At 72.4% G+C, this 12,100-nt stretch carries 10 protein-coding genes; 4 read left to right on the forward strand and 6 right to left on the reverse strand.

Annotation, left to right across the window (positions count from 1 at the left end):
• From IE185_RS16970 to IE185_RS16980, 3 genes are all read right to left on the reverse strand, one after another.
• A partial coding sequence (locus IE185_RS16970; protein WP_189715436.1) for an alcohol dehydrogenase catalytic domain-containing protein occupies positions 1 to 601 on the reverse strand: 601 nt, incomplete at its 3' end.
• 449 nt (positions 602 to 1,050) lie between these two features.
• Positions 1,051 to 1,911 carry a TetR family transcriptional regulator gene (locus IE185_RS16975; RefSeq protein ID WP_189715506.1) on the reverse strand — a complete coding sequence of 287 codons (861 nt, stop codon included), beginning with the start codon at positions 1,909 to 1,911 and terminating at the stop codon, positions 1,051 to 1,053.
• Between the two features lie 79 nt (positions 1,912 to 1,990).
• Positions 1,991 to 3,772, reverse strand: coding sequence for a 3-hydroxyacyl-CoA dehydrogenase family protein (locus IE185_RS16980; protein ID WP_138894872.1), 1,782 nt, complete (start codon positions 3,770 to 3,772; stop codon positions 1,991 to 1,993).
• Between the two features lie 347 nt (positions 3,773 to 4,119).
• Between IE185_RS16980 and IE185_RS16985 the strand changes: the two genes are divergently transcribed.
• Positions 4,120 to 4,698: a HEAT repeat domain-containing protein gene (locus IE185_RS16985; RefSeq protein WP_138894873.1), complete on the forward strand. Its 579-nt coding sequence runs from the start codon at positions 4,120 to 4,122 to the stop codon at positions 4,696 to 4,698.
• Here IE185_RS16985 and IE185_RS16990 read toward each other — a convergent pair.
• The 3 genes from IE185_RS16990 to IE185_RS17000 all read right to left on the reverse strand — a co-directional run bounded on the left by IE185_RS16990 (position 4,647) and on the right by IE185_RS17000 (position 8,076).
• Positions 4,647 to 5,207, reverse strand: coding sequence for a GNAT family N-acetyltransferase (locus IE185_RS16990; RefSeq protein ID WP_138894874.1), 561 nt, complete (start codon positions 5,205 to 5,207; stop codon positions 4,647 to 4,649). The genes IE185_RS16985 and IE185_RS16990 overlap by 52 nt on opposite strands.
• A gap of 140 nt (positions 5,208 to 5,347) precedes the next feature.
• The gene (locus IE185_RS16995) at positions 5,348 to 6,940 is read right to left on the reverse strand and encodes an alpha/beta hydrolase (RefSeq protein WP_189715438.1); all 1,593 of its coding nucleotides are present in this window, start codon (positions 6,938 to 6,940) and stop codon (positions 5,348 to 5,350) included.
• Positions 6,941 to 7,050: 110 nt separating this feature from the next.
• Positions 7,051 to 8,076 carry an Rv2578c family radical SAM protein gene (locus tag IE185_RS17000; RefSeq protein WP_138894876.1) on the reverse strand — a complete coding sequence of 342 codons (1,026 nt, stop codon included), beginning with the start codon at positions 8,074 to 8,076 and terminating at the stop codon, positions 7,051 to 7,053.
• 153 nt (positions 8,077 to 8,229) lie between these two features.
• On the opposite strand from IE185_RS17000, the gene IE185_RS17005 reads away from it, so the two are divergent.
• The 3 genes from IE185_RS17005 (at position 8,230) to IE185_RS17015 (ending at position 12,090) form a co-directional block, all read left to right on the forward strand.
• Positions 8,230 to 8,673, forward strand: a complete 444-nt coding sequence (locus IE185_RS17005) for an SRPBCC family protein (protein ID WP_138894877.1) — start codon at positions 8,230 to 8,232, stop codon at positions 8,671 to 8,673.
• Between the two features lie 135 nt (positions 8,674 to 8,808).
• Positions 8,809 to 11,238, forward strand: coding sequence for an MFS transporter (locus IE185_RS17010; protein WP_138894878.1), 2,430 nt, complete (start codon positions 8,809 to 8,811; stop codon positions 11,236 to 11,238).
• Between the two features lie 159 nt (positions 11,239 to 11,397).
• Complete coding sequence (locus tag IE185_RS17015) at positions 11,398 to 12,090, forward strand: class I SAM-dependent methyltransferase (protein ID WP_138894879.1); 693 nt, start codon at positions 11,398 to 11,400, stop codon at positions 12,088 to 12,090.
• Positions 12,091 to 12,100 lie beyond the last annotated feature (10 nt).

Below are 12,100 nucleotides of genomic sequence, written 5' to 3' on the forward strand. Positions count from 1 at the left end.
CCGCCTCCTCCCAGCTGAGGTGGTCGGGCTTGGGCATCAGCTGGTTGGACTTCACCAGTGCGATCTCCGCCAGACCGCCGAAGTTCGTCTCGAAGCCCCAGATGCGCTGCTCGGGGTCGAGCATCGTGTCGTTGTGGCCGTCGGACGACTCCAGCTCGACGGACAGGCAGTGCGCGACGACCTCGTCACCGGGCTTCCAGGCGTTCACGCCGGGGCCGGTGCGCAGGACGACGCCCGCGAGGTCGGAGCCGATGACGTGGTACGGGAGGTCGTGGCGCTTGCTGAGGTCGCTGAGCTTGCCGTACCGCTCCAGGAAGCCGAACGTCGAGACCGGCTCGAAGATCGAGGTCCAGACGGAGTTGTAGTTGACCGAGCTGGCCATGACCGCGACCAGGGCCTCGCCCGGCCCGAGCTCGGGCACCGGCACGTCCTCGACGTGCAGCGACTTGCGGGGGTCCTTGTCCCGGCTGGCGACGCCGGCGAACATCTCGGCCTCGTCCTTGTGCACGGTCACCGCGCGGTACGACTCGGGGATGGACAGGGCCGCGATGTCTGCGGCCGTGCTGTCCTGCGACTGGATCGCGTCCAGGATTTCCTTCACGGGGTGCCTCCGGCGAATGGGGTCTCCCCTGCTCGAGCGCAGTCGAGAGCTTGGGGATGCGTTGTCTGACTACAACGCTTTGAGGGGAACGTCGGGGTGCTGCTGTGGAGGTGTGCCGTCGGTTCGGCGGTGGTGCGGGTGTTCGGCAGCGCGGGTAGCGCGGGAGGTTGCCTGTGACGCAGGCGTCCGGGCGCGCAAACCGTGGTTTGCGGGGACAGCCGGCGTACGAGAGGTCTCTGCACGCCGGCCGCCCGGACAACGACAAGGTATGACACCCCGTGCCACGTGACAAGACACTGAGTGCCAACAATTTCTCTCACTTGTCACCTCGCCGTCACATGTGAGCGATGATCGATCGATTTGGATTCATCAGAGCACGCGAAGACGCCGCCCGCCTCCCGGAAATCCGGGGGCGGACGGCGTCTGCGGGGCCGGCGCGAACGCGGCCGTCAGGTCTGCTTGAGCGCCCGTTCGATGGTGCGCATGACCTCGTCCAGCGGGGCGTCCGTACGCGCCACGGCCACCAGTACGTCACCGTTCACCGAGGCGGAAGCCGGCGCCGAGGACTGCTCGTCCGGCTTCCGGCGGTCCTGGGCGGTTGAGCGGCCCGCCCCTATCCCCGTGCCGAAGGTGTCGCGGACGATCGAGAAGGCGTGGTCCAGCTGCGCCTCCACGTCACCCTGACCGCCCGCCCGCAGCCAGCGCCGCAGGACGTGGTTGTGCGCCGTGACGACGGCCGACGCCGCCACCTCCGCGAGCAGCGGGTCGTCGTTGTCGTCGTGGTGGTCGTGCTCGTCGAAGTGGCCCAGCAGGTAGCGCGTGAACAGCCGCTCGTAGCGGGCCACCGAGGCGATCTCGGCCTCGCGGAGCGTCGGGACCTCGCGGGTGAGCTTGTAGCGGGCCACGGAGACCGCCGGGGACGCCGCGTACATCCGCATGACTTCCTTGATGCCCCGGCAGACCGTGTCCAGCGGGTGCTCGTGCGGGGGCGCGGCGTTCAGGACCGCCTCCGCGCGTACGAGCGTGTCGTCGTGGTCCGGGAAGATCGCCTCTTCCTTGGAACGGAAGTGCCGGAAGAAGGTCCGCCGGGCGACCCCGCCCGCGGCGGCGATCTCGTCGACCGTCGTCGCCTCGTACCCCTTCGTCGCGAACAGCTCCATCGCCGCGGCCGAGAGCTCGCGGCGCATCTTGAGCCGCTGGGCGGCGGCCCGGCTGCCCGCGGCGGTCTCGGGGGTCTCGGAGGGGGAGCTCGTACGGGACGGTCGTCGGGGGGAGTCAGCGGGCTGGGACATGCCCCGAACGTACTGCATCCGCGCAGGAGAGCGCGCCTGTGGGTGCGGGCTGCCGTCCGGCTCCAGCAGCCCGCCCCATCCGGTCACACCCTCCTGCTCAGCGCCCGGCATACTCCCGGAAGCCGCGCCCCGTCTTACGGCCGAGGCAGCCCGCCGCCACCAGGTGTTCGAGCAGCGGCGCGGGGGCCAGGCCCGGGTCGCGGAACTCGCCGTGCAGAACCTTCTGGATGGCGAGGGAGACGTCCAGGCCGACCACGTCGAGGAGCTCGAAGGGCCCCATCGGGTAGCCGCCGCCCAGCTTCATCGCGGCGTCGATGTCGTCCAGCGTCGCGTAGTGCTGCTCGACCATCTTGACCGCGTTGTTCAGGTACGGGAAGAGCAGCGCGTTCACGATGAACCCGGCGCGGTCGCCGCAGTCCACCGGGTGCTTGCGGATCTTCACGCACACCTCGCGGACGGTCGAGTGGACCGCGTCCGAGGTGAGGACCGTACGGACGACCTCGACCAGCTTCATCGCGGGCGCCGGGTTGAAGAAGTGCATCCCGATCACGTCCTGCGGGCGCGAGGTCGCGCGGGCGCAGGCCACGACGGGCAGCGAGGACGTGGTCGTGGCGAGCACCGCGCCCGGCTTGCAGACCTTGTCGAGCGTCGCGAAGAGCTCCTGCTTGACCGCCAGGTCCTCGGCGACCGCCTCCACCGCCAGGTCGACGTCGGAGAACGCGTCGAGCGAGCCCGCAGGTGTGACCCGGCCCAGCGTCTCCTCGCGCGCCTCGGACGTCATCCGCCCCTTGTCCACGGAGCGGGCGAGCGACTTGGCGATACGGGCCTTCGCCCTGTCCGCCTTCTCCTGGCTCCGGGCCGCGAGCACCACGTCGTACCCGGCCTTCGCGAACACCTCCGCGATGCCGGACGCCATCGTCCCGGACCCGGCGACGCCGACCGACCGCACCGGCCGGCCCGGGGTGGCCGTCGCCGACTCCAGCGGGGTGAGGGCGTCGCGCGCCACCGTCTGGCTGCCGGGCGCCTCGTAGGTGTAGAAGCCCCGGCCCGACTTGCGGCCGCTCAGCCCCGCCTCGCTCAGCTGCTTGAGGATGGGCGCGGGGGCGTGCAGCCGATCGTGCGACTCGGCGTACATCGCGTCCAGGACGGTGCGGGCGGTGTCGATGCCGATCAGGTCCAGCAGGGCCAGCGGGCCCATCGGCAGGCCGCAGCCCAGCCGCATCGCGGCGTCGATGTCCTCGCGGGAGGCGTACTTCGCCTCGTACATCGAGGCGGCCTGGTTGAGGTAGCCGAAGAGCAGGCCGTCGGCGACGAAACCGGGCCGGTCGCCGACCGCGACGGGCTCCTTGCCCAGCTCGCGGGCGAGCGCGGTGACGGCGTCGACGGCCTGCGGCGCGGTGAGCACCGAGGACACGATCTCGACCAGCTTCATCGCGGGCGCCGGGTTGAAGAAGTGCATGCCCAGCACCCGCTCGGGGTGCGCGGAGTCGGCGGCGAGGCGGGTCACGGACAGCGCGTTCGTGCCCGTCGCCAGGACCGTGGTGGGGCGCACGATGGCGTCGAGGGCGTGGATGACCTGCTGCTTGGCCTCGTACGACTCGTGCACGACCTCGATCACGAGATCGGCGTCCGAGGCCGCCTGGAGGTCGGAGAAGGTACGGAACCGGGCGAGGGCGTCACGGCGCTCCTCGTCGGTGATCCGCCCGCGCTCCACCGCACGGGCGGTGGAGGCCTCCAGCGACGAGACGGCCAGCCGGGCGGCCTCCTCGCTGATGTCGATGCCGATGACTTCGCGGCCGGCGCGGGCCAGGACCTCGGCGATGCCGGTGCCCATGGTGCCGAGACCGACGACGGCGACGGTACTGAGAGGGGTGTCCATCACGGGACTCCAGAGAATGAGTGACGGCTGAGGGGCACACGCACCGCGCCGGAGGTACGCCAAGGGGCGCACGGCGAAAGGAGGTTGCGTGCGGAAGGGCTGCTCTGTGGAGACTGCGCGGTGCGCAGGGCGGGTCGAGCTGCGGGGCCGACGGACTCTGTCCCGGAGTCACGTCGCGGAAGAACACCGAACCGACAGAACACTCGGGCGGCTGCGTCACCAGGCCGCCATGAGGTGTTGTTCAGCGGGGGGTGGCCCGCTCACTTGAGAGTAACCGGCGAGTAACGAGCGCGCCAGACCTGGCGGGATGTGATCTGGGACGCCTGTGCGCTGCATAGGCTTGCGCCATGGACGAGGAGCTGCGGTCGCTCGCCGACCGGGTACGGGGTGAGGCGCGGTCCGGGCCGGGTGGTTCCGCGGCGTACGAGCGGCTGCTCGCCACCGAGGACCCGGACGAACTGGCGGGAGTGCTCACCGAGACGCAGCGCCCCCTGTGGGCCCGCGAGATAGCCGCCTTCCGCCTCGGTTGCCGCGGCGACCGGCGGGCCTTCGAGACCCTCGTGCTGCTCCTGAACCACCGCGACCCCGACCGGTGCGTCACCGCCGCGTACGCGCTGGCGCGCCTGGGCGACCCGCGTACCGCGCGCGCGGCGGCCGCGCTCGCCACGAACTCGCTGCGCACCGCCTACGCGCTGACGCCGGTGCGGCTGCTCACCGACCTCCGGGCGCCCGAGACCGTACCGGCGCTGATCACCACGCTGCGGGGGCTGCTCGCCCCGGCGAACCCCCACTGGCGGGTGGCACTGGCCTGCGTCGAGGGCCTGGGGCAACTGCGCGACGCACGGGCGCGGCCGGTGCTGGAGGCGGCGCAGGGTCACCCGAAACTGGGCGCCGCCGCGTCCGCCGCGCTCAGCCGCCTCGCGTAACGCGTCTCGGGGACGGCGACGCCGAGCACGTCGAACGGGGCCTCGACGCCGTCCGGGGCGAAGCCGGCCCTCGCGTAGAAGCGGCGGGCGCGGGCGTTCTCGGTGAGGACCCACAGCAGCATGCGCCGGTGGCCGCCGGCGGCGGCGCGGGCCAGCAGCCCGGCGGTCAGGGCGCGGCCGGCGCCGGTGCGGTGGTGTTCGGGCAGCACGTACAGGGCGTACAGCTCGGCGTCCCCGGTCCGCTCGCCCGCCTCGTCGCGGTACGGGCCGCAGCAGCCCCAGCCGACGATCTCGCCGGCGCGCTCGGCGACCAGGTCGCTCGTCGTGCCGTCGCGCCCGGCGAGGTGCGCGCGGCGCCGGGCGGCGTCCTTCTGGACGCTCATCGCGTCGAGGTACGCCTGCGGCATCATCCCGGCGTACGTCGTGTGCCACCCCCGCACCCGCACCCGGGCGACGGCCTCGCAGTCGTCGAGGCCCATGTCCCGTATCCGCAGCTCGCCGGCGCTCATGGGCCGCACTCTAGCCAGGCGTGAGGCGGCGGAGCAGCCGCACGTACGGCCTCCGGCGGGCCGGGCGGATCGCCGCCCTCGCGGGCCGAGCTGGGCGCCTGCCACCCCGCGCGGACCGAGCGCTCGCACGCCCCGACGCCTCAGCCCCGGTAGCCCAGCAGCCCGTGCAGGGCGCTGCCCCGCGACGGGGCCGCCGTCCGCTCCGGCGGCAGCGGCTTCGGATCGGGCAGCGCGTCGCAGACCGCGTCCGCTTCGCCGAGACCGGAGCCGCGCGGCACCTCGCCGGTCGCGAGATAGTCCGCCAGGTGTCGGTCCAGGCAAGCGTTTCCGCTCAGGGTGATGCCGTGGTTGCCGCCGCCGCTCTCGACCACCAGCGCCGAGCCGGACAGCATCCGGTGCAGCGCGGCCCCGCCGCCGTACGGCGTGGCGGCGTCCTCCGTCGCCTGGAGCAGCAGCGCCGGCGGCAGTTCGTCGTTCGTGACGTCCGGCGGGTCGAGCCGTCCGGTGGGCCAGAAGGCGCACGGCGCGTTGTACCAGGCGTTGTTCCAGGTGGAGAAGGGCGCCTTCTCGTGCACGTCCCAGTTGTCCTCGTGCCAGGTGCCCCAGTCGCGGGGCCACGACGCGTCCCGGCACTGCACCGCCGTGTAGACGCTGTAACTGTTGTCGTCGGAGGCGTCGTTCGCGCCGAAGTTCTTGTACGCCGCCACCAGCGGGGCCGGGTCCTTGTCGTTCACGTACGACGCGAACGCCTCGGCGAGGTGCGGCCAGTAGCCGTTGAAGTACCCCCCGGGCAGGTACGTGTCCTCCAGCTCGGCCGGGCCCACTTTCCCGCCCGCCGGGCTCCGGCGCAGCGCCTCGCGCATCCGGTACCACGCGGCCTCGACCCGCGCCGGGTCGCCGCCGAGCCCGTAGACCGCGTCGTGCCGGGCCACCCACGCGGCGAAGGCCTTGTGGCGGGCGTCGAACGCGTGGTTCTGCGCGATGTTGTTGTCGTACCAGACGCCCGTCGGGTCGACGACGCTGTCGAGCGCCAGGCGCCGCACCCGCTGTGGGAAGAGCCGGGCGTACACCGCGCCGAGGTACGTGCCGTACGAGTAGCCGAAGTAGCTGATCCGCTGCGCGCCGAGCGCCCGGCGGACGACGTCCAGGTCCCTGGCGGCGCTCACGGTGTCGATGTACGGCAGCACATCGCCGTACTTCTCGCCGCACGCCTGGGCGAACGCCCGCGCCCGCCCGACGCCGTCCCGCTCCTCCCGCGCGCCGCCCGGCACCGCATCGGGCCGCACGGCCGAGAAGTGTCCGGGCCGGCAGTTGAGGGCCGGTTCGCTCGCGCCCACACCGCGCGGGTCGAAGCCGACGACGTCGTACCGCGCCGCCACCTTCTCCGGCAGCGAACCGGCGACGAAGCCCGCCAGCGACAGGCCGCTGCCGCCGGGGCCGCCCGGGTTCACGAGCAGGGGCCCCTGGAAGTTCCGCGCGGTGTGCCGCACGCGTGACAGGGCCAGGGTGATCTGCCGCCCCTGTGGATCGGCGTGGTTCAGGGGAACCTGGACCGAAGCGCACTGGAGCTTCGGATAGCTCTTGGTGCCGCACGCGGTCCAGGTGAGCGTGGTGCGCGTCGCGGCGCGGGCGGCTGCGGACGCCGTGTCCGCCGAGACCGCCGGCGGTACGGCCGTGACCAGCCCGGCCACCGTCGCCCCGACGGCGAACAGCACTCCTGCGCGTTTCTTCACTGAGCCTCCCGTGCTGGGGGAACGCGGCTGTGAGGGACACAGCCCTCGCCGCATCGTGCCGGAAAGTCATGTGAAGTATGGGCTTATTACCACTTTTGTCTGTCGTGGCGTCAGAGCAGAGTGAGCTGAGTGGGGCCAGGAGGCTCGGGTTCGGCGGGCACCGGAACGCGCCGGCGTGCGCCGGGCCCGGACGGGCCTATCCCGAACTCGGTGGCGAGCTCGTGCACCTGACGGGTGATCCGCCGCTGGTACCACTTGGGCGCGTACGCCCCTTCGGCGTACAGCCGCTCGTACCGCCGCACGAGGTGGGGGTGGTGCTTCGCGAGCCACGCCATGAACCACTCCCGCGCGCCCGGCCGCAGATGCAGGACGAGCGGGGTGACCGAGGTCGCGCCCGAGGCGGCGATCGCCCGGACCGTGGCGCGCAACTGGTCGGGCGAGTCCCCGAGGAAGGGGACGACCGGGGCCATCAGGACGCCGCAGCCGATGCCGTGGTCCGTGAGTGTGCGGACGACGTCGAGGCGGCGCTCGGGGGAGGGAGTGCCGGGCTCGACCGTGCGCCACAGCTCCTGGTCGGTGAAGCCGACGGAGACGGAGATGCCGACATCGGTGACCTCGGCGGCCTGCACCAGCAGGTCGAGGTCGCGCAGGATCAGCGTTCCCTTGGTCAGGATCGAGAAGGGGTTCGCGCGGTCGCGCAGGGCGGCGATGATGCCGGGCATCAGGCGGTAGCGGCCCTCGGCCCGCTGGTAGCAGTCGACGTTCGTGCCCATGGCGATGTGCGCGCCCTGCCAGCGGGCCGAGGCGAGCTGGCCGCGCAGCAGCTCGGGCGCGTTGATCTTGACGACGATCTGGGAGTCGAAGTCCAGGCCGGTGTCGAGGTCCAGATAGGTGTGGGTCTTGCGGGCGAAGCAGTAGACGCACGCGTGCGTGCAGCCCCGGTAGGGATTGACCGTCCACTCGAACGGCATGCGGGAGGCACCCGGCACCCGGTTCAGGATCGAGCGGGCGCGCACCTCGTGGAAGGTGATCCCCCGGAACTCGGGGGTGTCGAAGGTGCGAGTGGTCACCGCGTCCGTTCCGAAGAGCGCGGCCTCCCCGGTGGTGGGGTTTTCGGCCAGATTGTTCCAGCGCATGTGCGCCTCCTCGGTAGCACTGACCACAGAATAGAACACGCGTTCCCTTTATTGTCGCAGCCCCTTCTGTCGCGCAACCCGATTTTGGGCGGCCGCGTGCGAGGTGGTTGGGTAAGCCGCACCCTTGAAAACCCAAGTGCTGGAGGAACAGGCATGGCGCAGGTCGAGGCCACCACGGAGCGGATCATCGCGGCGGATGCGGAGACGGTGTTCGACACGCTGGCCGACTACAGCGGCGCGCGCGAGAAGCTCCTGCCCGAGCACTTCTCCGCGTACGAGGTGCGTGAGGGCGGCGACGGCGAGGGCACCCTCGTCCACTGGAAGCTCCAGGCCACCAGCAAGCGCATCCGCGACTGCCTCCTGGAGGTGACCGAGCCGACCGACGGGCAGCTCGTCGAGAAGGACCGCAACTCGTCCATGGTCACCACCTGGACCGTCACCCCGGCCGGCGAGGGCAGGTCCAGGGCCGTCGTCACCACCGTGTGGAACGGCGCGGGCGGCATCGGCGGCTTCTTCGAGAAGACCTTCGCGCCCAAGGGCCTCGGCCGGATCTACGACGCCCTGCTCGCCAACCTCGCCGCTCACGTGGAGAAGTAGCCCGTCACCGGTTCGAGTGGTCTTCCCGGCGCGCCGGTGGTGCGCCGCAGGCGCTCCCACCGGCGGTGAAGCCGCCCGCGTACGCCTCCCATCCCGATCGCCCCGCTTGCTCCCCGTTGTCGCGCAATGCGAGAAATGGGCGGCGCGGTGCGACGAGGGGAGCAGTACGTGGGCGGGACCACTCTGGCGAAGAGGGGCGCGGCGGACGGCTGTGCCGAGCCGCCGCGGCCACCGGCCCGGCTCCCCGCCGCCGAACGGGCGACCGCCGACCGGCCCCTCACTCCGGGGCGGGTGCGGCTGGTGTTCTGCGGGCTGATGCTCGCGCTGCTCCTCGCGGCGCTGGAGCAGATGATCGTCGCCACCGCCCTGCCGAAGATCGTCGGTGAGCTCCAGGGCCTGGACCGGATGTCGTGGGCGATCACCGCCTACCTGCTCACCGCCACGATCGGTCTCCCGGTCTACGGCAAACTCGGCGACCTCTTCGGCCGCAAGGGCCTCTTCCAGTTCGCGATCGCCGTCTTCGTCATCGGTTCCGCGCTGGCCGGCTGGTCCCGCACCATGGACCAGCTCATCGCCTTCCGCGCCCTCCAGGGCGTCGGCGCCGGCGGCCTCGTGATCGGCGTCCAGGCGATCATCGCCGACATCGTGCCGCCCCGGGACCGAGGCCGCTTCATGGGTCTCGTGGGCGCCGCGTTCGGTCTCGCGTCGGTGGCCGGACCACTGCTCGGCGGCTTCTTCACCGACCACGCGTCCTGGCGCTGGTGCTTCTACATCAACGTCCCGTTCGGCCTGGTCACCATGGCCGTCATCGCCGTCGTACTGAAGCTCCCGAAGCCCGACGTACGGCCGCGGCTCGACGTACTGGGCGCGCTGCTGCTCGCGGCCGCCACCACCTGCCTGGTGCTGCTGACCAGCTGGGGCGGTACGGAGTACCCCTGGGGCTCGCGCGTCATCCTCGGCCTCGCCGCCGGGGCGGCCGGAACGGCTCTGCTGTTCGTCGTCGTCGAGCACTGCGTGCCGCAACCGCTCATGCCGATGCGGCTGTTCCGCGACTCGGTCTTCACCCTCACCAGCCTCGTCGGCGCGGTCGTCGGCATCGCGCTCTTCGGCGCCGCCAGTTGTCTGCCGACGTTCCTCCAGATGGTCGGCGGCGCCGGCGCGACCGAGTCCGGACTGCTGATGCTGCCGATGATGGGCGGTGTGGTCGTCGCCTCGATCGTCTCGGGGCAGCTCATCAGCCGCACCGGCCGCTACCGCGTCTACCCGGTCGTCGGCAGCGCGTGCTCGGTGGCCGGCATGTGGCTGCTGTCCCGGCTGGAGGCCGACACCTCACAGCTGCACTACAGCATCTGGATGGCCGTCCTCGGCGTCGGTATCGGACTCGTCATGCCGGTCCTCGTCCTCGCCGTCCAGAACTCCGTGCCCCCCGCCGACCTCGGCGTCGCCACCAGCGCCGGCAACTACTTCCGGCAGATCGGCGGCAGCGTCGGCGCAGCCGTCTTCGGCACCCTCTTCGCGAACCGCCTCGACGAGGCGCTGGCCGAGCGCCTGCCCGGGGGCGCCGGCCTGCCCGATCCCGCCGCCATCACCCCGCAACTCGTGCACGCCCTGCCGCCCGCCCCGCGCGACGCCTACATCGCGGCGTACGCCGAGGCCATGCCGCGGATCTTCCTCTACCTCGTGCCGGTGCTCGTACTCGGCCTGCTCATCGCCTGCTTCCTCAAGGAGAAACCGCTGGTGTCCCACAACGCCCCCGCAGTCGACCCCTCCGCGATCCCCGCGGCCCGCGCCGGCACGGCGCACCTGTCGGGGGTGCCCGTCTGCGGCACCGTCCGGCACCACGACGGCAGTGTCGTGCCGCGCGCCGCCCTCACCCTCATCGACGTGTCGGGGCGGCAGGTCGGGCGCGGAGCGAGCGGCGACGACGGGCGGTACGCGCTGAGCGTGGCCACAACCGGTTCGTACGTGATGATCGCGGCGGCAGGCGGGCACCAGCCGCAGGCGGTCACCGTCACCGTCGGCGAGCGCCCCGTCGAACTCGACGTGGTGCTCGGCGGGGCCGGCCGCCTCGCCGGGACCGTACGCACCGCGGACGGCACGCCGGTGCGCGACGCCGCCGTGACGCTGACCGACGTACGGGGAGAGGTCGTCGCCTCCACCCGCAGCGGCCGCGAGGGCGGGTACGTCATCACGGAGCTGGTCGCGGGGGAGTACACCCTGGCCGGCAGCGCGCCCGCGTTCCGGCCCGCCGCCCTCCCGGTGAGCGTGCAGGCCGCCCGGGAGACCCGGCAGGACATCGAGCTGGCGGGCGGCGCGGTGCTGCGCGGCACCGTACGGGCGACCGGCGGCCGGACCGTCGAGGACGCCCGGGTGACGCTGCTCGACGCCGGGGGGAACGTGGTGGACACGCTCACCACCGGGCCGGACGGCACGTTCCGCTTCGTCGACCTGTCATCGGGGGAGTACACGGTGATCGCGGCCGGATATCCGCCGGTCGCCACCGTGCTCCAGGTCGCGGGCGGCGGGCGCACCGAACGCGATCTTCAACTCGGCCACGAGGACTGACCCTTCGGAACCCCGGCGGCGTGGCGGGCGTGGGCCGTTCGGAGTGCCGCCGGAGGTTCCCGGGCCGTACGGGCGCGCTGAGCGGGGCGGCGGCCGGTGCCGGGTCCTACGCTGGGCCCGGCCCCGGTGCGGGGCGCCGGTGGACCCCAGGGAGCGACGATGCCGGAGCAGGGCCCGGAGGTGGCCGACGCGCAGCGCGAGCACTGGCGGCGGACGTACGCCGAGCACCCGGGGATGTACGGCGAGGCTCCCTCGGCCGCCGCCGTCCACGCCGCCGCCGTGTTCTGCGTGGCGGGCGCCGGGGACGTACTGGAACTGGGGGCGGGGCACGGGCGCGACGCCCTGTACTTCGCCGGCTGCGGCTTCACCGTGCGCGCGACGGACTTCAGCCCGGCCGGCCTCGGCCAACTGGTCGCACACGCGGCGGAGTTGGGGCTCGGCTCCTCGGTGAGTGTCCTGGTCCACGACGTGCGCCGCCCGCTGCCGCTTCCCGACGGCTCCGTGGACGCGGTCTTCGCCCACATGCTGATGTGTATGGCGCTGTCCACGCCCGAGATCCGTCAACTGGCGGACGAGGTACGGCGGGTACTGCGCCCCGGCGGCACGTTCGTCTACACGGTCCGGCACACCGGCGACGCCCACTACGGCGCGGGCACGGCCCACGGGGACGACATCTTCGAGCACGGCGGGTTCGCGGTGCACTTCTTCGACCGCGCGCTGGTCGACGCGCTGGCCGAGGGGTGGGAGCTGCGTGAGGTCCACGCCTTCGAGGAGGGCGACCTGCCGCGCCGCCTGTGGCGGATCACCCAGACACTGCCGGGCGGCGCCGCCCCGGACGCGGGAGGAGAGTGAGCGGTGGAGC

It is taken from the genome of Streptomyces chryseus, assembly GCF_014650755.1.
GTDB lineage: Bacteria > Actinomycetota > Actinomycetes > Streptomycetales > Streptomycetaceae > Streptomyces > Streptomyces chryseus.